The sequence below is a fragment of the Duncaniella sp. B8 genome, assembly GCF_005304985.1.
Classification (GTDB): domain Bacteria; phylum Bacteroidota; class Bacteroidia; order Bacteroidales; family Muribaculaceae; genus Duncaniella; species Duncaniella muris.
On the sequence record NZ_CP040121.1, the window covers coordinates 877,329 to 903,253 of the forward strand.

Annotated in this window: 18 protein-coding genes; 12 read left to right on the forward strand and 6 right to left on the reverse strand. The window is 53.9% G+C overall.

Annotated features, from left to right (window positions below; translation table 11 throughout):
* Positions 1-40: 40 nt before the first annotated feature.
* The 8 genes from FDZ78_RS04125 (at position 41) to FDZ78_RS04160 (ending at position 12,966) form a co-directional block, all read left to right on the forward strand.
* On the forward strand, positions 41-1,741 hold the full coding sequence (locus tag FDZ78_RS04125) for a glutamine--tRNA ligase/YqeY domain fusion protein (RefSeq protein WP_136408066.1): 1,701 nt from the start codon (positions 41-43) through the stop codon (positions 1,739-1,741).
* Positions 1,742-1,767: 26 nt separating this feature from the next.
* Positions 1,768-3,291 (forward strand): tetratricopeptide repeat protein, encoded by a 1,524-nt coding sequence (locus FDZ78_RS04130; RefSeq protein ID WP_136408067.1) that lies wholly within the window; start codon positions 1,768-1,770, stop codon positions 3,289-3,291.
* A 389-nt stretch (positions 3,292-3,680) separates the two neighbouring features.
* Positions 3,681-4,763: an ISAs1 family transposase gene (locus FDZ78_RS04135; RefSeq protein WP_240740289.1), complete on the forward strand. Its 1,083-nt coding sequence runs from the start codon at positions 3,681-3,683 to the stop codon at positions 4,761-4,763.
* A 159-nt stretch (positions 4,764-4,922) separates the two neighbouring features.
* Positions 4,923-6,266 carry a trigger factor gene (locus tag FDZ78_RS04140; protein ID WP_107031623.1) on the forward strand — a complete coding sequence of 448 codons (1,344 nt, stop codon included), beginning with the start codon at positions 4,923-4,925 and terminating at the stop codon, positions 6,264-6,266.
* 139 nt (positions 6,267-6,405) lie between these two features.
* Positions 6,406-7,821: an MATE family efflux transporter gene (locus FDZ78_RS04145; protein ID WP_136408068.1), complete on the forward strand. Its 1,416-nt coding sequence runs from the start codon at positions 6,406-6,408 to the stop codon at positions 7,819-7,821.
* 228 nt (positions 7,822-8,049) lie between these two features.
* Positions 8,050-9,699: a putative transporter gene (locus FDZ78_RS04150; RefSeq protein ID WP_123398298.1), complete on the forward strand. Its 1,650-nt coding sequence runs from the start codon at positions 8,050-8,052 to the stop codon at positions 9,697-9,699.
* Positions 9,700-9,809: 110 nt separating this feature from the next.
* On the forward strand, positions 9,810-10,754 hold the full coding sequence (locus FDZ78_RS04155) for a ribose-phosphate pyrophosphokinase (RefSeq protein WP_107031625.1): 945 nt from the start codon (positions 9,810-9,812) through the stop codon (positions 10,752-10,754).
* A 52-nt stretch (positions 10,755-10,806) separates the two neighbouring features.
* Positions 10,807-12,966 carry a S9 family peptidase gene (locus FDZ78_RS04160; RefSeq protein WP_136408069.1) on the forward strand — a complete coding sequence of 720 codons (2,160 nt, stop codon included), beginning with the start codon at positions 10,807-10,809 and terminating at the stop codon, positions 12,964-12,966.
* Between the two features lie 518 nt (positions 12,967-13,484).
* Here the strand turns inward: FDZ78_RS04160 and FDZ78_RS04165 are convergent.
* The 6 genes from FDZ78_RS04165 to FDZ78_RS04190 form a co-directional block, all read right to left on the reverse strand.
* On the reverse strand, positions 13,485-13,922 hold the full coding sequence (locus FDZ78_RS04165) for a GtrA family protein (RefSeq protein ID WP_168181931.1): 438 nt from the start codon (positions 13,920-13,922) through the stop codon (positions 13,485-13,487).
* Positions 13,919-14,539 (reverse strand): trimeric intracellular cation channel family protein, encoded by a 621-nt coding sequence (locus FDZ78_RS04170; RefSeq protein WP_107031628.1) that lies wholly within the window; start codon positions 14,537-14,539, stop codon positions 13,919-13,921. The genes FDZ78_RS04165 and FDZ78_RS04170 overlap by 4 nt, the downstream gene beginning before the upstream one ends.
* Entirely contained in the window at positions 14,532-15,170 is a 639-nt protein-coding gene (gene nth / locus FDZ78_RS04175) for an endonuclease III (RefSeq protein WP_136408071.1), read from the reverse strand. The genes FDZ78_RS04170 and nth overlap by 8 nt, the downstream gene beginning before the upstream one ends.
* A gap of 54 nt (positions 15,171-15,224) precedes the next feature.
* The gene (pheS, locus tag FDZ78_RS04180; protein WP_123398248.1) at positions 15,225-16,244 is read right to left on the reverse strand and encodes a phenylalanine--tRNA ligase subunit alpha; all 1,020 of its coding nucleotides are present in this window, start codon (positions 16,242-16,244) and stop codon (positions 15,225-15,227) included.
* A 70-nt stretch (positions 16,245-16,314) separates the two neighbouring features.
* Entirely contained in the window at positions 16,315-17,187 is an 873-nt protein-coding gene (gene lgt / locus FDZ78_RS04185) for a prolipoprotein diacylglyceryl transferase (protein WP_136408072.1), read from the reverse strand.
* 99 nt (positions 17,188-17,286) lie between these two features.
* A complete protein-coding gene (locus FDZ78_RS04190; RefSeq protein WP_136408073.1) occupies positions 17,287-18,693 on the reverse strand; it encodes a chloride channel protein in 1,407 nt (468 codons plus the stop codon).
* A gap of 296 nt (positions 18,694-18,989) precedes the next feature.
* On the opposite strand from FDZ78_RS04190, the gene FDZ78_RS04195 reads away from it, so the two are divergent.
* Genes FDZ78_RS04195 through FDZ78_RS04210 form a run of 4 tightly spaced genes read left to right on the forward strand, consistent with a single transcriptional unit; the run spans position 18,990 to position 25,920 of the window.
* On the forward strand, positions 18,990-22,025 hold the full coding sequence (locus tag FDZ78_RS04195; protein ID WP_107031633.1) for a SusC/RagA family TonB-linked outer membrane protein: 3,036 nt from the start codon (positions 18,990-18,992) through the stop codon (positions 22,023-22,025).
* An 18-nt stretch (positions 22,026-22,043) separates the two neighbouring features.
* Positions 22,044-23,498: a RagB/SusD family nutrient uptake outer membrane protein gene (locus FDZ78_RS04200; protein WP_124075882.1), complete on the forward strand. Its 1,455-nt coding sequence runs from the start codon at positions 22,044-22,046 to the stop codon at positions 23,496-23,498.
* Positions 23,499-23,533: 35 nt separating this feature from the next.
* Complete coding sequence (locus tag FDZ78_RS04205; RefSeq protein ID WP_107031635.1) at positions 23,534-24,307, forward strand: DUF4843 domain-containing protein; 774 nt, start codon at positions 23,534-23,536, stop codon at positions 24,305-24,307.
* Positions 24,308-24,342: 35 nt separating this feature from the next.
* Positions 24,343-25,920, forward strand: a complete 1,578-nt coding sequence (locus FDZ78_RS04210; RefSeq protein ID WP_123398253.1) for a hypothetical protein — start codon at positions 24,343-24,345, stop codon at positions 25,918-25,920.
* Positions 25,921-25,925 lie beyond the last annotated feature (5 nt).

Consider the following 25,925-nt stretch of genomic DNA (forward strand, 5'->3'; position numbering starts at 1 on the left):
CATTTTAAATCGAACAGAAACTCACAATATAGCCAGAACAATGGAAAATAATAACCCGTCCACAGCCCAGGAATCCAAGGGACTCAGCTTTGTAGAGCAGCTTGTGCTCGAAGATCTTCAGGCCGGCAAAAACGGCGGCCGGCTCAACACCCGTTTCCCGCCCGAACCAAACGGCTACCTCCACATAGGCCATGCCAAGGCAATATGCATGGACTTCGGAATCGCCGAAAAATTCGGTGGCACATGCAACCTGCGCTTTGACGACACCAACCCCGTCAAAGAGGACGTGGAATATGTCGACTCCATCCGTGAAGACATCCATTGGCTCGGCTTCGACTGGGGCGACCGCGAATACTACGCCTCCGACTATTTCCCCCAGCTCTTCGACCTCGCCGTGCGCCTAATCAAGGAAGGCAAAGCCTACGTCGACGACCAGACCTCCGAAGAAATCGCAGCCCAGAAAGGCACCCCCACCCAGCCCGGCACCGAGAGCCCCTACCGCAACCGCTCGGTAGAAGAGAACCTCGACCTCTTCATCCGCATGAACCAGGGCGAATTCGAAGAAGGCGCCCGTGTGCTCCGCGCAAAGATCGACATGGCCAACCCCAACATGCACTTCCGTGACCCGATCATGTATCGCATCATCAAGACTCCCCACCACCGCACAGGCACAACTTGGAAAGTCTATCCGATGTATGACTTCGCCCACGGACAGAGCGACTACTTCGAAGGCGTCACCCACTCGATCTGTACACTTGAATTCGTGGTCCACCGTCCGCTCTACGAATACTTCGTCAAAGAACTCGCCGACGAAAGCTACTGCCCACGTCAGATCGAATTCAACCGACTGAACCTCACCTACACCGTCATGTCGAAGCGCAAACTCCTGCAACTCGTCAACGAAGGCCTCGTAGCCGGCTGGGACGACCCCCGCATGCCGACCATCTCCGGTCTGCGCCGCCGAGGCTTCACCCCGCGCTCCATCCGCAACTTCATCGACACCATCGGCTACACCAAATACGAAGCCCTCAACAGCATCTCGCTGCTCGAACACGCCGTGCGCGACGATCTCAACAAAGTAGCCACCCGCGGCATGGCCGTCATCAACCCCGTCAAAGTAGTCATCACCAACTACCCCGAAGGCCAGACCGAAACCGTAGAGATGGACAACAACCCCGAATCACCCGAAGCCGGCACCCATGAAATGCCCTTCAGCCGCGAAATCTACATCGAGCGCGACGACTTCATGGAAAACCCGCCGAAAAAATTCTTCCGCCTCGCCCCTGACAGCGAAGTCCGCCTGAAAGGCGCCTATATTATCAAATGTACAGGCGTGAAGAAAGACACCGAAGGCAACATCGAGGAAATCTACTGCACCTACGACCCCGAAAGCCGCAGCGGCCTCCCCGGAAGCCAGCGCAAAGTCAAAGGCACACTCCATTGGGTATCGGCCACACACGCCATCAATGCCACAGCCCGCCTCTACGACCGCCTCTTCAGCGTCGAGAACCCCGGAGCCGAAACCGAACGCGACTTCCGCGAACTGCTCAACCCCGACTCGCTCAAAGTAGTGGAAGGCATCAAAGTCGAGCCCTATCTGGCCGAAATCGCCGCCCCCGGCCTGCCCCTCCAGTTCCAGCGCATCGGCTACTTCACCCTCGACCCCGACTCAACCCCCGGCAACCTCATCTTCAACCGCACCATAGCGCTTAAAGACAGCTGGGAAAAAGCTCAGAAATAATCTATTGACAACCACAATCCGGGAGCGTGTCTAACCTCTTTTTCGGGGTCAAACACGCTCCTGACATAACCACCCCTGACCGAATGGACGAACCCAACGACCGCCGGGACCTCTACGAAGAATTCGAATCAGAAGTAGTCCGCCGAGGCAACACCGAAGCCTTTTTCGATGAAAACGACCTCGTCGAGATCTTCGACTACGCCTCGGACTACGACAACTACATCGTCAAAATGGAAGTACTTCTCTACGGAGCCATCCACTACCCCAAGAGCGAAGCTCTGGCCACGCGCCGCGCCTGGCTCTACTACTCGTTCGGCGACGTAGAAGCAACCTCCGAGCTCAACAGACGCGTCGGCACAGGTGGCGTCCTCAACCGGCTCCTTGACCTCCGCGCCAGCAACGCTAATCTCGAACTCGGTGACGAAGAAGTGATCAGCGCCCTCGAAAAAATACTCGACGATACCGACGACTTCGATGACGAAGGCATCATACAATTCACAGACTACGCAATGGAACTGCGTCTCGAATCATGGCTGATGCAGAACAAAGACCGCATCCAGTCAAAATGCTCCTATCCGCAGACCTTCCTCTATGAATTCGCCGACCATCTGGAGGAAAACAACGACCTGCCGGCAGCCGCAAGACTCTTCGAGGAACTGACCATGCTCGAACCCTTCAACCTCGACTTCTGGCTAAGACTCGCCACAGTCCAGATCAACAACGACGACTATGAAGGAGCCCTCTCGTCAGCCGAATACGCCCTCGCCATAAACCCCGAATCAATGATGGGCCTGCGCATCAAAGGCGCATCGCTCTACAGACTTGAACGCGACCCGGAGACAGTGACCGCCATCTACCGGCGCATAGTTGCATCAGCCGAAGCCGAAGACACCGACGTCTCCACCCTCGCAGCAGCCCTCATGGAGACCAACCGGCAGGCCGAAGCCGTGGAAATGCTCACCAGATACATCGGACAGCACCTCGACTCGCGTCTTGCCATCGACGTGCTCCTCGTACTCGACCGCGAGAAAGCCGCCCCCTACGTGCGCAGCCTCATTGCCTCCGACCTCCTGAGTGAAAAAGACACCGTAGAGTGGGCCCGCAACCACGTGGTCCACGGCCAGTTCGCATCCGCCGCCATCGTCTGCCTCATCTATGACGAAATCAAAGGATTCCAGGAAGAAATCCCATTCCTGATCGAGATAACCTACTTCGCCCTCCGCTTCGACGACGTCATCAGAGTCTACCGCGACAAATTCATCAAAATGAAATGGCCCTACCTCCCGGCACTCACCTACCCCTACCTGATGAGCCTCGTGCGCACCGGACACCGACAGGAAGCACTTGACGAAGCCAAAGAAATCCTCAACACCATACGCACCTTCAAAAAAAGCCACACCAATTCGGATCTCGGCACACTCTTCCGCCTCACCCCGGCCTCGACAGCCGCAATGATCACCGGCTACATTGAACACCTCAGAAACATAATTCACGCCCTGAAAGCCCCGGAACCGATTCCGGCCGACGAATTTGACCCCATGCTGCTCTGAACCACCGGACTGAGCACCCAGAAAAAGCCACACCTCAACCGGCCTCGCCCAAAGAGAGAATTAGAGGTCGTTTAAAGACAACCGCTTAGAAGCTGTTAAAAAACAATCGCTAAAGCCGGCCCTGCTATAAAGCAGACGGACCAGGGCAACCGCATCAAAATTTTAGGCGATAAGCAGCGATGGCGTTGCGTCAACGATGATAGATGTAGGGAAATTCTTTGAATACACCATATCCGAAGTCATGAATTCTTAGTAATTTTATAGTGTTAAAATCTCGGCAACAGTCTGATTTTTAGCGCCATAAAGCTTGCATATCTCGTGCTTTTTTAGTATCTTTGTAGCTGACAATCAACAATATAGATACTAAAATCATGCTAAACGAAATCTTTATGACAGTACCCGATCATCGGGTTACAGGTCGTTGCACATACGCGCTTTCCGACCTTCTGACAATCGCCTTGCTGACCTATATCTGCGGAGGCGAGGATTATGTGGACATGAGCGAGTTCGCTTATTATCGGGCGCGTGATTTCGGTCTGCTTGCCGAGCGTCCTGACCGCAGCCCGTCGCCTGACACTTTCGAGCGGCTGATGAGTGCTGTGGATCCCGATGAGATTGAGAGATGTCTGGTTGAGCATGGCCGGAAGTTCCTTGACACGCTTTCTGAAAAACAGGTTGTCATAGACGGCAAAAAGCTCAGGGGTACATCGCCTAAACAGCATGGAACGAAAGGCGATTACATAATGAACGCCTATGTCAGCGAGAATCATATAGTAGTAGGACAGCAACGTCTCAAAGACAAGGAAAATGAAATAGTCGCCATACCGCAGCTTATTGAAAAACTGGATATCGAAGGAGCTGTAATCTCTATAGATGCTATTGGCACACAAGTAAAAATCGCTCAAGACATCCTTGATAAAAATGCCCATTACTTTCTCGCAGTCAAAGAGAATCAGGGAGCTATGAACGAACAGATTATCGATGCATTCCGCTACAATAAGCCAGTTGACTCAGCTTCGCAGATGGATGCCGACCACGGACGTATCGAGACACGCGATTGCCGCATATTGAATGCGGACACTATCGAGGACAAGGATGTCCTGGCTCGCTGGCCCGGCCTGAAAACATTGATAGAGGTCACTTCAACGGTTGACTATGGCAACCGCACGGCAACCGCCGTCAGACGGTACATCAGTGACGAAGATTATCCCAAGGCTGCATACTTCAATATGTTGGCCCGTGGTCACTGGTCAATCGAGAACCAATTGCATTGGAATCTTGATGTGACATTCCTCGAAGATGCCTGCCGTGCAAGGAAAGGGTATGCGTCACTAAACCTCTCAACAATAAGGAAGTTGGCAATGCAGATTATTAAAGAGCATGTCGACAAAAGTAGTCTGAAGAAAAGACGCTTCAAAGCGAGCCTTTCCAACGACTATCTGACCGATATGCTACTTAAAGCAAAATTTTGATGCGGTTGCCCTGGCAGACGGACGGCAAAGTTTTGCGATTTGGGATTTTTTTGTTAATTTTGCACGCTGATTCAACGCGCGCGGGCGAATCTGCAACGGCAGCCCCCCGGCGAAAAACAATCATCAGACGTAAACACTAATAAAACAGATAAATAGGAAATGAAAATTACCAAGGAAGAGATTTCACCCGTAGACGTACGTCTTACCGTGGCGATCGAAGAAAACGACTATAAGGACGAGGTCACCAAAAAACTCAAGGAAATCGGCCGCACCCACGTGCTCCCCGGCTTCCGCAAAGGCCACGTTCCCTTCGGAGAACTCAAACGCCGTTTCGGCAAGCAGATGACCAGCGACGTCATCAACGACACCGTTTACCGTGCAGTGGTCGACTACATCACTGAAAACAATCTCCCCGTAATGGGTCATCCCGTACCCGTAGAAGTGAAAGAAGCTTTCGAGGACGGCGATCAGGAATTCAAATATGACCTGGCCCTCATCCCCCAGCTCGACATCAAGCCCGGTAGCGACGACCACTATCCCTACTACGAAATCGAAGTTACCGAAGAAATGATCGATGAGCAGGACAAAAACCTCCGCAAACGCTTCGGCAAGCAGGAACCCGGCCAGGAAATGACGGAAGACGGCGTTGTAAAAGGCACCCTCATGCAGCTCGCCGAAGACGGAACTGTCAACCAGAACGAAGGCGCCATCCAGGTAACCGACGGCATCGTCTTCCCCCTCTACTTCAAAGACAAGGAAGAAGCAGCCAAATTCAACGGCAAAAAGCCCGGCGACAAAGTGGTCTTCAACCCCAACAAGGCAGCCGGAGGCGATGCAGGCGAACTCGCATCAATGCTCCACGTCGACAAAGCCATCGCATCTGACATCACAAGCGACTTCGAGATGACCATCTCAGAAATCATCGTAAGCGTTCCCGCCGAACTCGGCGAAGAATACTACAAGATGGTATTCGGCGAAGACAAAGTACACAACGAAGAGGAATACCGCGCAGCCATCAAGGAAATGATCGCCGGCGAACTCAGCCAGAACAGCCACATCCTCTTCCGCAACCAGTTCGACAAAGCCATGATGGAAAAATACGGCGAATCAATGACACTCCCCGCCGAAACCATCAAGAAACTCTTCTTCGCTGACGCCGAAAACGCCGATGAAGCATTCAAAGCTCAGGAAAACGGCATCAAACACGAAATCATCGAAAACAACCTCCTCAAGGCCCTTGAGATCAAGGTTGAGGAAGACGAAGTGCTCCAGACAGCCAAATTCCTCACTGCCCGCCAGTTCGCACAGTACGGCATGGCCGGAATCGACGACGAGATCATCACCCGCTACGCCAAAGAGCAGCTCGAAAAATCAGAAATCCGCCAGCAGCTCATCCAGCAGGTGCTCACCTCCAAACTTTACGATGCAATCGAAAAGGCTGTCACCCTCGACAAGAAAACCGTCAGCCTCGACGAATTCAAGACCATCGCCCAGGAAGCATAACAGACATCCATTGCCGGCATCCGCTTCCCCGAACTAAAGCGGACCGCACAGCATAACCTCCATCAGAACCAGGCCGCAAGCAGATTTCAACCCTGTCTTGCGGCCTGCTTTAAAATCACCATCGAAAGCACCGACACCTATGAAAGCAAGCACCCTGACCGGAAAAGCCGGTTTCTGGAAAGCATATAAGCCCGAATACAAAAGCCTGTGGCGACTCGGAATGCCCGTCCTCGTCACTCAGGTCGGAATCATCGTAGTCAGCTTCGCCGACACCATGATGGTCGGAGCCTACGGCACAGAAGAACTCGCCGCAGCAGCCTTTGTCAACAGCCTCTTCATGATAGCCATAGTCATGCAGCTCGGCTTCGCCTCCGGAATGACACCCATAATCGGAGCCCTCTACAGCCGCCGGCAGCATGACCGGGTCGGAGCCACACTCCGCGCCGGACTCCAGATAAACTCGATCGTCTCGATCGGATTCACAGCCATAATGGGCACACTCTATTTCTTCCTCGACCGCTTCGGACAGCCGGAAGAACTAATGCCGCTGATCAGGCAATATTACCTCATAATACTGGCCACACTACTCCCTATGGCCATATTCAACTGCTGCCAGCAGACTGCAAACGGCACCACAGACACCGCCACACCGATGTGGATGATCCTCGGCGCCAACATAATCAACATCATAGGCAACTACCTGCTCATCGGCGGACGCTTCGGGTGCCCCGAACTCGGCCTGGCAGGAGCAGGAATCAGCACCCTGACAGCCCGCTGCATGGCCACCGTCGGAATACTGACAGCATTCTTGACATCGAAGCGATACAGAGTCTACAGAAACGGACTCCGCACCCCCTCGTCCGAAACCGCCGCCATCCGCCGCCACGTATGGCTGACATCCTACCCAGTCATGATACAGAGCGGAGTGGAATGCTTCCTTTGGTCATTCGGAGCCATCGTCTCAGGCTGGTTCGGGAAAATACAGCTTGCTTCCTACCAGGTAGTCAACACCATCTCACAGCTCGGATTCATGACCTACATGAGTTTCGGCATAGCCACCTCCATACGCGTAGCCAACTACACCGGACTGCGTGACACCAACGGCATCCGCCGCATCACCTCAGCTGGACTCCATCTGAATCTGCTCCTTAGCACCATCGCCTCCGTCATCTTCCTCATCGGAGGCTCCGACCTGATCCGCATCTTCACCCCCGACCCTGAAGTAACCGCCGCCGCCCTGCTCCTCATCGCCCCGCTGATCCTCTACCAGTATGGCGACGCCATCCAGCTCACCTATGCCAACGCACTCCGCGGCACATCCAATGTCAAGCCCCTGCTCTGGATCTCCCTCACCAGCTACATAGTCATCGGCATCCCCTTCCTCCTTCTGCTCGCCAAAGGGCTGTCGATGAAAAATGTCGGCGTCTACTACAGCTTCTCGCTTGCCCTGATCGTAGCCTCGGTCCTGCTCTACCGCTCCTTCCGGTCCACCATCGCAAAAAAGGAACTTGAGACTTTACAGACCGTTGCGGCCGGCAACAGCGAAACAGACTGAAACACCGTCAGAAATATTTCCACGGATACCCGAAATTTATAGCTTCCGCATTGTTTAAAAAAAGTAAAAAAATCGTACCTTTGCACTCTCAAAACCGCACCTCCTGCCTGGATGTATCCGGAGCGGTCTCCAATAGGCTTCAGATCCCTCTTCGAGACGCGGCGTGGTCAGGTGAAAAAGATTGAAACATTCTCTAAATTTCCTATAACAATTTCGTATCTCAATCAAATGGAATGGTTAATTGATCTGATCGGTCCGGGACACACGGAACTTGCGAGCACCCTTGTGCTCTACTCGTTTGTCATCGCGGCCGGCATTTTCCTCGGCAAACTGAAAATCGGAGGAATCTCACTTGGGGTCACCTTTGTACTGTTCGTGGGAATCATCATGGGCCACTTCGGCTACATCGTCAACCCCGAAGTCCTGAAATTCGTCCGTGAATTCGGCCTCATCCTCTTCATCTTCGCCATCGGCATCCAGGTAGGCCCCGGCTTCTTCTCGTCATTCAAGAAAGGCGGCGTATTGCTCAACGGACTCGCAGTGCTGATCATAGCGCTCAATGTCGCTATCGTGCTCTCCATCTTTTACATTGACGGCAACACAGGCATCGAAGCCCTCGTAGGCGTCATGTCAGGAGCCGTGACCAACACCCCTGGTCTTGCAGCCGCTCAGCAGACTGCCGGCTCGACCGAAGCCATCAACATCATGGCTATGGGCTATGCCGCCGCCTACCCCCTGGGTGTAATCGGCATCATCCTCTCGATGCTCATTGTCAAAGCCATCTTCAAAATCCGCACCGAAGATGAGATCAAAGCCATCGAAGACGAAATAGAAAGCAGCCAGCAAAAACCGCTCATACTGTCATTCGAAGTGACCAACAAGCTCATTGACGGCAAAACCCTCTATGAACTCCACCAGATCCTCGACTGCGACTTCGTGGTTTCACGACTGATGGGAGCCGACGGAAAAGTGATCATCCCCACCTCCAAGACAGAACTCCACGTCGGCGACAAGATTTTCGTTGTCATCGGCCCGGCCGATGAAATGAAATTCCAGGGCGTAATCGGCCATGAGATCGAAATGGACTGGGAAGAAGTCCAGAGCCAGGTCTACTCTCGCCGCATCGTAGTCACCCAGAGCAAATACAACGGTGTGCCCCTCGGCGACCTGCGCCTCCACACCGCCTACAGCCTCAACTGCACCCGCGTCAACCGTGCCGGCGTCGACCTGCTCGCATCGCCCAACCTCCGCCTGCAGATGGGCGACCGCCTCGTAGTTGTCGGCGACCTCAATGACATCGAGCGTCTCGGTGTGCGCCTCGGCAACTCAATGAAGCGCCTCAACCAGCCAAACCTCATCACCATCTTTGTCGGCATACTCTTCGGCATAATCATCGGCTCGATCAACGTAGGCTTCGGCATGAAACTCGGTCTGGCAGGCGGACCGCTCGTGGTAGCCATCCTTCTCAGCCGCTTCGGCTACAAATTCAAACTCGTCACCTACACCTCTTCGTCGGCATCGCTGCTCATGCGCGAACTCGGCATCTGTCTCTTCCTCGCCTCCGTCGGCATCTCATCGGGACGCGGCTTTGCTGACACCGTCTTCAACACCACCGGTATGTGGTGGGTTATCTGGGGCTTCATAATAACCTTCGTGCCACTGCTCATCGTCGGCATCATCGCCCGCGGAGTCTACAAGATCAACTACCTCACCATCATGGGTCTTGTTTCCGGCGGCTGCACCGATCCCCCTGCACTCGCCTATGCCAACAACTCCACCGGCAGCGACGCTCCCGCCGTGGCCTACTCGACTGTCTATCCGCTGACCATGTTCCTCCGCGTGGTAGCTGCCCAGGCCCTCATCCTCTGCTTCTTCTGATGCACGGCATCAAAGTATAACACCAGAACAAAAAATTCCCTCGCATTTAACACTATGGCCGAGGGAATTTTTGTAATTTTGCACCCAAACTCATCATTATCACATAAACCATGATTGATTCCCTTCCACCAATCAAAGTTTTTTCAGGGACTAAGTCTCACTACATGGCTGAGGAAATCTGCCGCGATTTAGGCTGCGAACTCGGCAAGATGAACATCCAGTATTTCGCCGACGGCGAATTCGAGGTTTCTTTCGAGGAATCCATCCGCGGCTGCGAGGTCTATCTCGTGCAGTCCACATTCCCCAACACCGACAACCTCATGGAACTCCTGCTGATGATCGATGCCGCCAAGCGCGCATCGGCAGCCTCGATCATCGCCGTGATGCCTTACTTCGGCTGGGCCCGCCAGGACCGCAAAGACAAACCGCGTGTGTCAATCGCCGCCAAACTCGTCGCTGACCTTCTGACAACCGCCGGAGTCGACCGCGTGATCACAATGGACCTCCACGCCGACCAGATCCAGGGCTTCTTCGACATCCCCGTAGACCACCTCTACGCTTCGTCGGTCTTCATCCCCTATATCCAGTCGCTCAAACTTGAAAACTTGGTTATCGCATCGCCTGACGTAGGCGGAGCCAAACGTGCCAACAGCTACGCCAAATATCTCAACGTGCCTCTGGTCCTCTGCCACAAACAGCGCGCCAAAGCTAACGTAGTAGCCCAGATGACAGTCATCGGCGATGTCAAAGACAAAGACGTCATACTGATCGACGACATGGTAGACACAGCAGGCACCATCACCAAGGCAGCAGACCTGATGATGAGCAACGGGGCCCGCTCGGTGCGCGCACTCTGCTCTCACGCCATCATGTCTGATCCCGCATCAGAACGCGTTGACAACTGCGCCCTGACCGAAATGATGTTCACCAACTCCATTCCGTTCAACAAAAGCTGCAAGAAAGCCACCATACTTTCTGTGGCCCGCCTCTTCGCCGACACCATCCGTCGCGTCCACACCCACGAGTCAATCTCCTCACAGTATCTTATAAAGTAAGAGCCTGTCTGTGCATATCAAACAACCGCTAATTACTTAGACCACAGTTTTTATGAAAAATATTCTTGTCATGGCTGCAACCGCACTCACTCTTACTGCATGCGCAGGGGCAGGCGAAAAAGAAGCCGATATCATCGACAAGCCCGACTACAAGAGCGAGACAGGAGTCTTTGACATCGAAGCCCTCGAAGCCCTCGGCCGCGTATCAGCGGTGCAGGTTTCACCCGCCACAAAAAAGGTACTGTTCAACATTTCATATGAAAGCGTAGAGCAGAACCGCAGCAATGCCGACCTCTACGTCATGAACCCCGACGGTTCCGACCTGCAGCGCATCACCCGCACAGCCGGCTCGGAAAGCAATTTCGTCTGGATCAACGAAGGCAGACAGATCGCCTTCACCTACGCAGTAGAAGGTGTTCCCCAGCTCTTCGTCATGAACGCCGACGGCAGCACCCGCAAACAGGTGACCAAACTCGAAAAAGGCGTGGAAGGCTTCCTTTTCTCTCCTGACGAAAAGAAAGTAATGATCATCTCCCCCATCAAGTTCATGCGCGAGGCCAAGGACCTCTATGAAGACCTGCCCGATGCCACCGGCCGTGTAATCGACGACCTCATGTACAAGCACTGGGACCAGTGGATGACCGAAATCCCCCACCCCTTCATCGGCGACTTTGACGGCAACGAAGTCAGCAACCTCGCCGACATCATGTCAGACGAACCCATGTATGAAGCTCCGATGCGCCCCTTCGGCGGATCAGAATCATTCGCCTGGGCTCCTGACAGCAAGTCGATCATCTACGTATCACGCAAGAAGACCGGAGTTGACTATGCAGTCTCAACAAACTCCGACCTCTATCTCTATTCACTCGAAGACAAGACCACACGCAACCTCACCGAAGGCATGATGGGCTACGACACAGCTCCCGCCTATTCCCCTGACGGCAAATACGTGGCATGGCTCTCGATGGAACATGACGGCTACGAATCAGACAAGAACCGCATCTTCCTGCTCGACACCGCAACCGGTGAGAAACGCGATCTCACTGCCGACTGGGACTACACAGCTGATGCCATCGCCTGGAACCCCGACAGCAGATCGCTCTACTTCCTCGCCGCACGTGACGGCGTCTGCCCCATCTTCAACATGGCCCTTGACGGCACCGTCTCTGTGGTTGCCCAGGGCGAATGTGACTATGCCGCACTCGCACCCGTCGACGAAGAAACCGTCATCACCCTGCGCCACTCAATGCTTGCACCCAACGAAGTCTGCGCAGTCAAAGGCGGAGAAGTGAAACAGATTTCCAACGTCAACACCGAATTGCTCGCATCACTGAAAATGCCCCGCGTGGAACGCAACATGGTTCCCACCACCGACGGCAAGGAAATGCTCGTCTGGGCCGTCTATCCTCAGGACTTCGACAGCACCAAGACCTATCCCGCACTTCTCTACTGCCAGGGCGGCCCGCAGCAGGCTGTCAGCCAGTTCTGGAGCTACCGCTGGAACCTCGCGCTCATGGCTGCCAACGGCTACATAGTCATAGCCCCCAACCGCCACGGCCTGCCCGGATTCGGCACCGAATGGAACGCCCAGATCTCAGGCGACTACCCCGGCCAGAACATGCGTGACTACCTCGCGGCTGTCGACTTCATGAAAAAGCGTCCCTACGTAGACGAATCACACATCGGCTGCACAGGCGCAAGCTACGGCGGCTTCTCAACCTACTGGCTTGCCGGCAACCACGAAAAGCGCTTCGCCGCCTTCCTCGCCCACGCCGGAATCTTCAACATGGAAGCCCAGTATCTCGAAACCGAAGAAATGTGGTTTGCCAACTGGGACATGGGCGACGGCGCCAAAAACGGCCCTGCCGACACCGCCACAGCCTATGACTACGGCGCATTCTGGAAGAAAGACAACGCCGCAGCCCAGCGCACATTCGCAATGTCACCCCACCGGTTCGTTGACAAATGGGACACCCCGATCATGGTGACCCACGGCGAATTCGACTACCGCATCCTCTCATCGCAGGGCGAAATGGCCTTCAATGCTGCCAAACTCCGTGGCATCCCCGCCGAAATGCTCATCTTCCCCGATGAAAACCACTGGATACTGAAGCCGCAGAACGCCATCCTCTGGCAGCGCCTCTTCTTCCGCTGGTTCGACAAATGGCTCAAGCCCGAAAGCGCAGCTAAAACTGAAGCCGAAGCCAAATAAGCCCGAACGTTTCTCATCATAAACAAAACGCGCAGCCCGCCCCACGGCGGACTGCGTTTTTTATCCCCGCTCCCCAAATAGTTTTTACCGCCTTTGAGTTTCTGCAAAGATACACCCCCTGCCTTGACGGAGTGTCATAATGCGTAGACACCCCATCCGGAGCGGTAAACCGGTGTCCTGCCGGACACCACATGCCGGGAGGATCGCAAACCCGTGACACCTTCGCGCTTTGCGCTCCGGTGTCACGGGCTACGAGTAAATCGATGTCCTGACGGACATCACCATCCGGTCTCAACACGCGCAACATGCCCCATACAGATTGCAGCCAGCAGTCAAGCCCGACAAGACGTATCCCGGACCATGCCCCGAACAGATCTGCGGCCTGCGGGTGTCCGCAAGACGGGTGCTTGATGGGATCGTAGCTTACCTATATCATAAAAAACAGCAATTGCTTGTAAGACAATTGCTATTCTATTTTTTGACATCCATTGCAGAGCCGGAAGCGGATTATGCAGAAATCAGCGGTGGAAGGTGACGAGGCGGTTGTAGAGGTAGTTGCAGATGGTGTAGGCACCCATGCCAATGAGGGTAGCCAGGCCGTAGGGACTCATCACAAAACCACCCGGAAGCTGCCACTCGGCCTCGCCCATCATCCGTGTCAAAGCCCACGTCAGCGCGAACTGCACGGCATAACACAGACCGAAGCCTATCAGGAAGCGCAGGGCCTCACCGTGGAAACGCCGGCTGTGCGAATGGAAGACCCAGAGTTTGTTCCAAAGAAAAGAATTGATCATTCCGGCCACGTAGCCGCAGGCATTTGCCACCCACGGATTGATGCCTAGGCCAGATTTCAGCCCTATGATCACTATGAGAGTGAGGGCGGTGTTGCCGCCTCCGACAAGCAGATATTTGCCGAACTGAGCGGCATCGGTCCGATGCAGATGCGGAGTCTTCATCTGGTGCGTTCCTTCATTTCGGGCAGATGCCATCCGTAACGCAGTGCACCCCAGCGCAACACGAGGATGGCCAGAACGCACAGCGACTGCTGAAGCCATACCGGACCGCCGAACACAGCCGTCATCCAGTAGAGCGCGCCACCTGCCAGGCAGGCTGTGGCATAAATGTCTTTGCGAAAAAAGAGAGGTTCCTCGTTGAGAAGCACGTCGCGCAGAATACTGCCGAACGAACCGGTGATCATGCCCATTATTATCGCCACCCACATCGGATAGCCTATGGCGAGGGTCTTCTCAATGCCGGTGATCACGAAAAGCGTAAGCCCGACGGCATCAAACATGAAAAGCGATTTGGAATCTGAAGTGAGCACCTTTGTAAAGGCAAGCACAATCAGAAACGAAACGCCCGTAACAGCGAGATAGAGCCATGTCTGCATCCAGAACACAGGGATGTCCAGAAGCACATCGCGCACCGTACCGCCACCTATGGCGGTGATCACGCCGAGCGTATAGGCGCCGAACCAGTCGAAATGCTTTTTTGCGGCAAGACGGACACCGCTGACTCCGAAAGCCAGCGTGCCGAGAATCTCTATTATAAATAAGAATGTCGACTCAACCATTTTTTGAATAAAAACGACAGACTGATGTCAGAAAACAGTTAAGACAGTCCGGACGACGTGCTTTGCAGACGTAGCGTCCGTGAAGTATAAGCCAATGATGGGCCTTCGGTATCAGTTCCTCAGGGATATATTTCACAAGAGCCTTTTCGGTGGCAAGCGGAGTCTTGCTGCCGGTGGTCAGGCCTATGCGCTCGCTGACGCGGAACACGTGGGTGTCAACCGCCATTGTCGGGCGGTCGAAAATCACCGAGAGGATCACATTGGCGGTCTTTCGCCCTACTCCCGGAAGACTTGTTAGCGAGTCAAGATCCGAGGGCACCTCGCCGCCGAAATCTTCGACAAGCCGCCTGGCCATACCGCTGAGCGAACGGCTCTTGTTGTTTGGATAGGAGCAGGATCTGATGTATTCGAATATCTCTTCCTGTGTGGCCGCAGCCAGGGCCTGAGGTGTCGGATAGGCCTCGAAAAGCGCCGGGGTGATCAGGTTGACCCGCTTGTCGGTGCACTGAGCCGAAAGAATCACGGCCACAAGCAGCTGAAACGGGTTTTCATAATGCAACTCTGTCTCGGCGATAGGCATCGCCGAGGCAAAGAGTTCGAGCACTTTTGAATAGCGTTCCTTGACGGTCATCAGAGACTGTTTGGTTTTGGAAGTATGTCAGGAATATGTCTGAAAAACGTCTTCTCAGTGCGCAGCCTGGAACTGCTCAAGGAAGCGTACGTCATTTTCAGAGAACATGCGCAGGTCTTTGACCTGATATTTCAGGTTGGTGATTCGTTCGACACCCATGCCGAGGGCGAAGCCGGAGTAAACTTTGGAGTCTATGCCGCAGGCTTCAAGCACATTTGGATCGACCATGCCGCAGCCGAGAATCTCGACCCAGCCGGTGTGTTTGCAGAACGAGCAACCCTTTCCGCCACAGAGGTTGCAGGAGATGTCCATTTCGGCAGAGGGTTCAGTGAAAGGGAAGTAGCTCGGACGCAGGCGGATCTTGGTTTCAGGTCCGAACATTTCGCGGGCAAAGTAGAGCAGAGTCTGGCGCAGGTCGGCGAAAGAGACGTTTTTGTCAACGTAGAGAGCCTCCACCTGATGGAAGAAGCAGTGGGCGCGGGCCGAGATGGCTTCGTTGCGGTAGACACGTCCGGGACAGATGATGCGGATTGGCGGCTGGGTCTTTTCCATCACGCGGCTCTGCACGGATGAGGTGTGGGTGCGCAGGAGCACATCGGGGTTGCGCTGGATGAAGAAAGTGTCCTGCATGTCACGTGCGGGATGGTCTTCGGCAAAGTTGAGCGAAGAGAACACGTGCCAGTCATCTTCGATTTCCGGACCTTCGGCAATGGTGAAGCCGAGACGCGAGAAGATCGAGACGATTTCGTTGCGGACAAGCGAGAGCGGATGGCGGGTTCCGAGGGGCATCGGGGCCGCCGTGCGCGAGAGGTCGATGTCAGCGGCTGTATTGTCAGCGGTCTCAAGCGCCTCGCGGAGAGCGTTTAGGCGGTCAGTGGCAAGATTTTTGAGCTCGTTGAGTTTCTGTCCGAGCTCACGTTTCTGCTCAGCGGGCACGTTGCGGAAATCGGCCATGAGTTCCGACACGGCACCCTTTTTGCTGAGATACTTGATGCGGAGGGCTTCTACATCCTGGGGAGTCTTGGCTTCAAGAGCCTCGATTTCAGCCTTTAGCTGATTTATTTTGTCTATCATCGTGTATGATCGGTTTAGAATGCGTTTGATGGAGTGCAAATTTAGTGATTTTCCTCTTAACGGAGAGGTCTCAGCGACGTTTTTTTGCAGGCTGATCCCCATCGGCATCAGCAAAGCGGTTCGGGAAAGTCAGCTGTTGGCGGGGCCGCATCATGGCGTAGACAATCAGTCCGACGCCAAGGAGTATGAAGGGTATGCTGAGGAGCTGGCCCATGTTGAGCACCATTGTCTGCTCGAACTCGACCTGGGGATTCTTTATGAATTCTATGAGGAAGCGTGGCAGGAAGATGCCGATGAAGAAGACTCCGAAGATGAGTCCCGGACGCTCTTCGGCATTCTTTTTCCAGTACATCCACATCAGCAGGCCGAAGAGTGCGAAATAGCACAGAGCCTCGTAGATCTGCGTCGGGTGGCAGGCCTGACCGTAATAGAACTGGTGCCACTCGGCGGAGCGCACAAACATGAAGCCCCAAGGGAGGTCTGTGGAGTGGCCGAAAATTTCGGAGTTCATCAGGTTGCCCAGGCGTATGAGTCCTCCCACAAGCGCAATCGGTATCACCAGGCGGTCAAAGGCCCAGAGGGGGCTGCGCTTCGTTGTGAAGATGGAGTACATGATGATGCAGAGCACAATCCCGATGGTGCCGCCGTGGCTTGCAAGTCCGCCTTCCCAGACATAGAGAATGCTGATGGGGTCCTGCCTGTAGAGGTCCCACTGATAGAAGAACACATGGCCGAGGCGGGCGCCGATTATGGTGCCGGCTATGGTCCATAGCAGCAGGAGGCTGAGCCACTTTTCAGGCGCTCCCTCATGCTTGTAGATACGGGCTTCGATCTCGTAGCCGACGAGGAATCCGATCATGAAGGCCAGGCTGTACCAGCGGATTCCGAAGTTTCCGATATGAAACAGAAAGGGATCGGCATTCCAGACTATAAAATCCAACATTTGCAGAAGTTGTGATGAGGTGTGATTATTTTGTTAAATTCCTGCAAAATTACGCAGAATCGGGGTGTCGGCCAACCGCAATCGGCATTTTTACATTAATTAACCCTTGCGAAGATCTCTCAGCCTTGCCACCAGGCCGTTGTTGCGGTCGCTGTGGCGTGAGAAGAAGCTGTCAGCGGTGAATAGCCTGACTACTCCGAAAGAGACAGTGGCCGTAATCATCAGGGGCAGGAAGTAAGAATAGGCCGCTCCCATCTCGCATGTCAGAAAGATGGCCATCAAGGGCGCTCTGATGGCTCCGGCCATCACTCCGGCCATAGCAAAGTAGGCGAAGGAGGCCTCCGGCAGATGCAGGCCGAAGAGGCCGTTAAGCAACGAAGCGAAGAAGAATCCACCCATGCAGCCGGCAAAGAGCGTGGGCGCGAAGTCGCCGCTGACACCTCCGCCATTGTTTGTGGCTGATGTGGCGAAGCATTTCACAAGGAGAGCTCCGCCGGTAAAGAGCACCAGACTCCACTGTCCGCCACATCCGGCAAAAAGGCTGTCATTGAGAAGAGTGGAGAAGTCTCCGTTGATTACCTTCCCCACCGTCCCGTAGCCTTCGCCATAGAGGACCGGAAACAGAAACACGAGCAGCGCGAGAATGGCGCCTCCGGCCAGATTTCTGACCCACGGGCTTGAAATGCGATATAGGATTGTTCCGACGGATTTCATCACATGACTGTAATACAATGAATAAGCTCCGCAGAACAAGCCAAGACAAAGCACATAAGGAAGCAGCGAGGAATCAAAGCCTGCCCCCTGGGCAAAGGGAATATCGAGAGTGCAGCCCGACAGCATGTAGGCCGTCATGCCGGCTGTGATGCATGAGACCACGAGTACCAGCACCGAGACTGTGGACAGCGGCAGTCTCAGCACCTCAAGAGTGAACAGCACTCCTCCGAGCGGCGACTTAAAGATGCCTGCGATGCCCGCTCCGGCACCGCAGCCCACAATCACCATCATCATCCGCGGCGAAAAGCGCATGACGCGCCCAAGGTTACTTCCGATAGCGGCTCCGGCATAGGCGATAGGCCCTTCCGAGCCGGCCGAACCGCCGAATCCGAGGGTGATGGTGCTCGCAAGGATGGGAGTGACTGTCAGTGCGGCCCGCAGACGGTAGATTTTTTCAGACAGATTTTTCATCAGCTGCCTGACCCCGTGGGCCAGTTTCATGCGAATCACATAGCGGCAGAAGACACCTGTCAGCAGTATTCCGGCCAAAGGAATGATCAGCAGAACCCAGTTGGCCGACATGCTGTGCAACCCGGCCACCAGGAGTCCGGAGACTCCGGCCACCAGCCGTTTCAGCACAAAAGCTCCCGCTCCGGCAAGCAGACCTGTGACCGTGGCGACTATGAAGAGAAAAGCCGTGTCGGAAACATATCTGCGGCGCCACAGCAGAAAGCGCAGCAACCTCCGGTTGAATTTCCATCCGGAGCTATGTCGAAACTGGTGAAACGTCATATTTTGTAAACAAAATTCAAAGCGGCAAGGTTTTACCGGCACAAATAGTTAATATTTATTAATGCAAATTACACCGTCTACAAAGATAAACATCTAAGCGACAATGCAATAATACCCGCCACTACTAATTTTCACTTTAATTAAAATTTCAATAAACAAACTGACATTTTGCTACTTAATGATAAAATACATATCTTTGAGGTCTGTTAAAACAGATCAAATTTATCGCAAAGCGAGTAAAACAGTAACATTTTGATATAACGCCCAATCAGTTTTACACTTCTTAACAAAAAGCAATGAACTTAGTTAACCATTATCCCTCCGGATTAACTCGGATGATCGGGACTTTGGCTGTATGGCTTGTCTGTGTGCTTTTCGCTGCCGGAAGCGCGTCTGCACAGAACTCCGGGACAGTCAACGGCGTGGTCCTTGACGAAGCCGAGCACCTGCCGATGCCTGGAGTTACAGTCGCCGTCATGAAAGGCGGCAAGATAGTAACAGGCACTTCGACCAACCTTGACGGCGAATTCAGCCTCAGTGTTCCCTCCGGCGCCAAACTGCGCTTCTCTTATATCGGCTATGCTTCCCAGGAAGTGGCCCCAGTGTTCGGCAAGAGCATGGAAGTGGTCATGAAGGAAGAGTCTGAGATGATGGAAGAAGTAGTTGTCAACGGCTACTTCACCCGCAAGCGCAACACCTATACAGGTGCGGCCAAGAGCATTTCAGGCGATGAGCTTCTGAGCGTGTCGCCCACCAACATTCTCCAGGCCATCAGCACCCTTGACGCGGGTCTTAACATCACCCAGAACAATTCAATGGGCTCAAACCCCAACAACATCCCCGATCTTGTGATCCGCAGCACCACGTCGCTTGCCACCAACAACGAAGTGGGTCTGAACTCGCCGCTGATCGTCATTGACGGTGTGGAGAGCACGCTCCAGGCCCTCTATGACATGAATATCCAGGACATAGAGCGCGTGGACATCCTAAAAGACGCATCGGCCACAGCTCTCTACGGCGAGAACGCCGCCAACGGCGTGATCATCATCGAGCGCAAACGAGTGACCCAGGCCCCCGTGCGCGTCCGCTACACATTCACCCCCCAGATGAGTTTCGCCGACCTCAGCAGCTATGATCTCTGCAACGCCGGCCAGAAGCTTGAGCTCGAACGCATAGCCGGCCTTTATGATGCAACCGACGGCTCGCTTGACCAGAGTTATTTCGACAAGCTGGCAATCATCAGCGGAGGCCGCGACATAGACTGGATATCCAAGCCTGTGCGCAACAGCTTCTCCCACACCCACTCTCTCTCGGTGTCGGGCCGCGGCTCAAGCCTCGACTACAACATCACGGCCGACTACCAGAGCATCAACGGCGTGATGAAAGACGACGGGCGCAACCGCTACGGAATGAACCTCTATCTGAGCTATCGCGTGCAGGACAAACTGATCGTGACTCTGCGCGCAGACCACACCAGCCTGCAGACCAACAATTCGAAATACGGATCGTTCTCTGACTATATCTCGGCCAATCCCTATGACTCGCCTTATGACGAACGGGGCAACCTTCTGAAACAGCTCTCCTACAGCAAGCGCAATCCTCTCTATGAGGCGTCGCTGAGCAGTTTCAGCAAGACGCAGACCAGAACTCAGAACGTGTCGCTCGACGTGCGCTACAATTTCAAGCCGAATCTCTACGTGACCGCCCAGGGCACTTACTCTACCTCGCGCGGCACAAGCGACGTGTTCGTGTCGCCGGAATCCAATTCATTTGCCAGCGCTCCGCTCGAACAGAAAGGCTCCTATCAGTTAGGCAACCTCGGCACTGACAACTGGAGCGGCAAGATTGTGGGTAACTGGATACACAATTTCGACAAGCAGGGCACCATGTTCACCCTCAACCTCGGCTGGGAGGTGAAACGCAACAAAACAACCAGCAGCTACCTCACCGGCAGCGGCTTCCTTTCAGACGATATGGACGATCTGTCATATGCCACCACCTATTCAACATCTCAGCTCCCCTATGGCGGAGAAGATCTATCGACAAGCATAGGCGGATTTGCGGCAGCCAACTTCATCTGGAAAAACCGCTACGTGGTTGACGGAAGCTACCGTCTGTCAGGCTCCTCGAAGTTCGGCGCCGACAAGCGCACAGCGCCGTTCTGGTCAGCAGGTCTCGGCTATAACCTCCACAACGAGAGCTTCATCCGCGATCTCGGATTCGTTGATCTCCTTCGCCTGCGCGGAAGCTACGGCTACACCGGCAGTGTCAAGTTCGACTCATATCAGGCTATCTCGACCTACTTCTATTCGGTCAACTATCTTCACTATGCGGGCGTAGGCGCCATTCCGATGGGCATGGCCAACCCCGACCTTACATGGCAGACAACCAAGAAGTTCAACGTGGGTCTGAATTCATCGCTCTTCGGCGACCGCGTGAACATCAACTTCGACTACTACCGCGAGACTACCGACGACATGCTCATCGATGTCAGCCTGCCGCCGTCATCAGGCGCAAACTCTGTCAAGAACAACTTCGGCAAGCAGCGCAGCAACGGTATAGAATTCTCTCTCTGGGGCAAGATCATCCAGACACGCGACTGGAGCTGGAACCTCTCGGTCAACGGCCTCCACTCCAAGACCACCATCCTGAACATCTCTGACGCGCTCAAGCGCAAGAACGAGAACAACTCGCAGGTCAACGACGAAGTGGCCCCCCGCCTGCAGTTCCGCGAAGGCGAATCGCCCACAGCCATCTATGCCGTGCGCTCCGCCGGTATCGACCCCGCCTCAGGCAAAGAAATCTTCATCAAGAAAGACGGCTCATATACCTATGAATATGACACAGCCGACCAGGTAGCCTGCGGTGACACCAACCCGACCCTCCAGGGAACATTCTCATCGCTGGTGACCTGGAAGAACCTCTCGATGAACCTCAACTTCTCCTATCGTTTCGGCGGCGACATGTACAACTCGACACGTATGGCCAAAGTAGAGAACGTGGACCCGCGCCAGAACGTGGACATCCGCGCGTTCACCGAACGCTGGAAGAAACCCGGCGACCGGGTGCCCTATCTCGCCATCTCGCAGAACGGCGGGTCGACATTCAACTATACCGACCGCTTCATCGAGAAAGACAACGAGCTCTGGCTGTCAAGCATCACCCTGCAATACAACGTGCCTCAGAACTGGATCACCCCCCTCGGTCTGCAGCGCCTCTATGTGAGCGCCGGAGCCGAAGACCTCTTCCGTCTGACCAGCGCCAAATATGAACGCGGCACCAACTACCCCTTCAGCCGCAGCGTGAACCTCTCGCTCAGTGTGACATTCTAACCCTCCACAGACACGACAATGAAAAAAATATATCTTACCTTACTTTCGGTCCTGACCCTCACCGCAAGCTCCTGCGATGATTTTCTGGACGTAAGGCCGAAAGGCGAACAGGTTGAGAACGACCAGTTCGAAACGGCCAAAGGCTTTGAAGATGCCATCTACGGAGTCTATGGCTACATGACCGAAAGCGCCCTCTACGGCATGGATATGGTATGGGGCGTGGCCGAAATACTTTCGCAGGACCTCAAATGCACCGACACATTCGGAACCGACCTCGGCAAATATGACTACAAGAGCAACGCCGTGACCCGCGGGCGCTTTCTTGCCATGTGGACCAAAGGCTATCAGGCTATCGGCTATGCCAACAACGCGCTGAAAAACCTTGACAAAAAATCGCCTGACGCATTCCCGCTCTATGACTTCTACAAAGCCGAACTGCTGGGTATCCGTGCCATGATCCACTTCGACCTGCTGCGCTTCTTCGCCCCGACTGATCCGGCCAAGCAGGGTATCCCCTACGTCAAGACGTTCAATTTCTCAGTGAAACCGTTTTCGACCGTAGGCGAATGCTATGACTTCATCATCGCCGATCTCACAGAGGCCGAAAGTCTGCTCAAGGAGAAGGAAGTGATGGTCTATCCGCGTGACAACGAGAATTATGACCGTTTCCTTAACTGGCGCGAGACACACCTCAATCTCTATGCAGTACAGGCACTGCTCGCCCGCGTCTACTGGTATATGGGCGACTACGGCAAGGCTGCCGAATATGCCGAAGCCGTCATAGGCAGCGGGCGTTTCCCGCTGGTAGATGTGACCGAGGTCCAGAACTACGTGGCAGGAGTGCTCTCTCCCAAAGAAACTATTTTCGGCCTCTACTCAACCAAATATCTGAGCACCGCCACAGATTATCTCTACTCCTACGAGACCAACAAGTCATACAATCCGTTTGACGACATCAGCGGAACCAACTATCTGCAGTCATGGTCGGCAGTCTATTCGGCCGACACCGAGTCGACAAGCCAGGACTACCGCAAGAATCAGTTCCGCCAGGGCAACGGTGTGGCCTACTGCCTCAAGATGGTCGACTATCTGACCATCGAGAACAGCAACGTGCAGGCCCGTCCAAACCTGATCACCGGCATCAGCCTTATCCACAGCGCCGAGATGTATCTCATCGCAGCCGATGCACTTCTGGAAAGCAACTATTCAAAGGCTCTGAAATATTTCAACGATGAAATCTCGTCGCGCGGCCTCACTCCGCTGCCCGACACAGAGACCCTCACTGCCGAGCGGATCTACAATGAATTCCACAAAGAACTTTTCTGCGAGGGCCAGCAATGGTTCAACATGAAGCGTCTTGGCCGTGACATCATCTCCAACGTAGAGAGCCGCGTCATTCCCGCAAGTGACAATATTTATGTGCTCCCCATCCCAGATGAAGAGTTTGAATATCGTCCCGATTACAAAAACTAACACCGTCCCCACAAAAAAACTCAGAAAAATCACATATGGAATTCAAGTCTATAAAAAACATCCTTCTGATCACAGGTCTGGCGACGGCCGCTTCAGCCTGTACGGAGGATGACTACAAACTCTATGATGTCTCTCAGAAAGACTCGGTCTTTTTCGAATACCGCGATTCGAAAAACGATCTGGCCGACGAGATCGAATATGCCTTCAACTTTGACATAGCCACAGTCCACACCATCGAGATCCCCGTCACGCTCATGGGCATGCCTAAGGACTATGACCGCACTATCAACATCGAGGTCATAGCTGACAAATCGACCATGACCGAAGGTGTGAACTACACTATCACCGACAACATCATCGCGGCAAACGCTGTAAGCGGCACCGTAAAGGTCAATCTGCTCCGCGACATCGATCCTGAGATACTGACATCGGCCAAAACGCTTGTGCTCACCATAGGCGAAAACGATGACCTGCGGTCAGTCGGAGAGAACTCCTTCACCATCACCTATTCCGACATCCGTCCGGAAGTACGGCCTGAATGGTGGTCAGTCTCAAGTACCTCCCCAATGCCGGAATATACGTTTGAAAACGCCCAGCTTTTCTTCCAGTATTTCTATGAGTACGCCCCGAAGGCCGACATCAATCTTTTCAACGAAATGATTGACAAGTATGGAGACTATTTCGTCGATGCCGCGTATGTGCAAGGCCCTCTGGCCATGTACAGCGCATTCATCAAGAATTATGTCTGCATTCCGCTCTACCGCGATCATCCTGAAATCGGCTGGCCATACTCTATCCCCGAATGGTAAAACAAGAGACCAAACAACAAAGCAAGTAAAGAATCATGATAAAAAAATCATATTTATTCCCCACCTTTGTCGCCATGCTGGCGGTGACAGCCACCTCATGTATCGACGACAGCTCATCCTACGGCGGGAATCCGCTTCCGGGGCTCTCGGTCACCGTGCCCGGCGACGAGGAGATGCCGGTCTACAGCTTCAACTACGGCGAGGACTGCGTCATCACGCCGGATATCCGCTATGACGGCACCGGCGAACTGAGCTATGAATGGAGCATCGGCACATTCAACAACCGCGTGAAAGGACCGATGGAATTTGTCACAAATGACAAGACGCTCAGATACTTCTTCCCGCAGGGAGGCAGCTACTACGCCCACCTCGTGGTCTCTGACGGAGAAGTAGGCCTCGTGCAGGACTATGAGATCAATATCAACCGCACATTCGAACAGGGCTACATGATTCTCTCCAACAATGCCGCCGGCGAAGGCAATCTCGTGTTTATCAAAGACCTGACACGCGAGGAGATCGAGGCCGGCCAGGAGCAGACAATCATGGAGAACTGTCTGCAGCGCGTCAACCCCAACCTCAGCAGCTCTTCGCTTATCGGAGCGCAGATCATCCAGTGGTATGCATGGGGCGGCAGCGGCCCGGTGCAGACAAGCAGACTCGCGGTTATGACCACTGAAGAGGGCCTCTATGTGGACCCCAACACCTTTGTCATCTCATCGACTATCAGATGCAACGACATTGTGCCCGGATTCAAAGGCAACCAGTTCTTCATGAGCGGAATCACTCCGGTGATAGTCGACAATGTCTCAAAGAAATATATCTCGCTGAACAGTCAGTATATGTTCGGTTTTGAAGACAGTCTCTACAAGGGTGAGGAGTTTGATCTGATCAAGAACAACACCTATCAGGTGGGGCTGAATCAGGTTTCAGACGTTTATTACGTCAATCTGTCACCTCTTGTGCTTTCAATCACAGCCCCATATTCGCCCACAAAATGGTCATCGTCAAACACGATTGATGAAACAGATGAGAACGGCTATCCGCTGTTCACCAATGAAGAACTGCTTGCTATCTTCAAGGGTGAAGGCATTTCCGGCTCTACCGGCACCACTTCATATCCGGCCACACTCATCACCCGCAACAAGACCACCGGACAGATCTACTCCACAGCTTTTGTGGGCATCGGAGACTACACAGACGGCCTCAGATTCTCATCGCGCAACGTAGTCACAGCCGACGCATCGACTGCACTGCCTGACCAGAATTCACAGATAGTATGCTCGAACACATACCGCCGCGGATTCTTCTCAAAAGGAAATCAGATTTTCGTGATGCTCAGAAACGAAAGCATCTATAACTTTCCGCCGGTCTCTCAGGCAGCCGTCACCTATCCTTCAAACGAAGAGATCACCTATATGACCATCAGCACCCAGAGCGGATCGGAATCTCTTATCGTGGCGACTGTTGACAACAATACCGGCCGCGGCAACCTCTATTTCTATAACGTGAGTGATATCCGCACCGACAACCCGAATCCTGCGCCTGTGGCCACATATCCCGATTGCGCCGACCGTATTTCATACATTACCTATAAACCCAGTATCTCTAATTAAGCATC

Coding starts and splice junctions, on each gene's coding strand:
- FDZ78_RS04135 (WP_240740289.1), top strand. CDS start 3,681: ATGACAGTACCCGATCATCGGGTTACAGGTCGTTGCACATACGCGCTT.
- FDZ78_RS04205 (WP_107031635.1), top strand. CDS start 23,534: ATGGAATTCAAGTCTATAAAAAACATCCTTCTGATCACAGGTCTGGCG.
- FDZ78_RS04200 (WP_124075882.1), top strand. CDS start 22,044: ATGAAAAAAATATATCTTACCTTACTTTCGGTCCTGACCCTCACCGCA.
- FDZ78_RS04145 (WP_136408068.1), top strand. CDS start 6,406: ATGAAAGCAAGCACCCTGACCGGAAAAGCCGGTTTCTGGAAAGCATAT.
- nth (WP_136408071.1), bottom strand. CDS start 15,170: ATGACCGTCAAGGAACGCTATTCAAAAGTGCTCGAACTCTTTGCCTCG.
- FDZ78_RS04125 (WP_136408066.1), top strand. CDS start 41: ATGGAAAATAATAACCCGTCCACAGCCCAGGAATCCAAGGGACTCAGC.
- FDZ78_RS04165 (WP_168181931.1), bottom strand. CDS start 13,922: ATGAAGACTCCGCATCTGCATCGGACCGATGCCGCTCAGTTCGGCAAA.
- FDZ78_RS04210 (WP_123398253.1), top strand. CDS start 24,343: ATGATAAAAAAATCATATTTATTCCCCACCTTTGTCGCCATGCTGGCG.
- FDZ78_RS04170 (WP_107031628.1), bottom strand. CDS start 14,539: ATGGTTGAGTCGACATTCTTATTTATAATAGAGATTCTCGGCACGCTG.
- FDZ78_RS04150 (WP_123398298.1), top strand. CDS start 8,050: ATGGAATGGTTAATTGATCTGATCGGTCCGGGACACACGGAACTTGCG.
- lgt (WP_136408072.1), bottom strand. CDS start 17,187: ATGTTGGATTTTATAGTCTGGAATGCCGATCCCTTTCTGTTTCATATC.
- FDZ78_RS04160 (WP_136408069.1), top strand. CDS start 10,807: ATGAAAAATATTCTTGTCATGGCTGCAACCGCACTCACTCTTACTGCA.
- FDZ78_RS04190 (WP_136408073.1), bottom strand. CDS start 18,693: ATGACGTTTCACCAGTTTCGACATAGCTCCGGATGGAAATTCAACCGG.
- FDZ78_RS04140 (WP_107031623.1), top strand. CDS start 4,923: ATGAAAATTACCAAGGAAGAGATTTCACCCGTAGACGTACGTCTTACC.
- FDZ78_RS04195 (WP_107031633.1), top strand. CDS start 18,990: ATGAACTTAGTTAACCATTATCCCTCCGGATTAACTCGGATGATCGGG.
- pheS (WP_123398248.1), bottom strand. CDS start 16,244: ATGATAGACAAAATAAATCAGCTAAAGGCTGAAATCGAGGCTCTTGAA.
- FDZ78_RS04155 (WP_107031625.1), top strand. CDS start 9,810: ATGATTGATTCCCTTCCACCAATCAAAGTTTTTTCAGGGACTAAGTCT.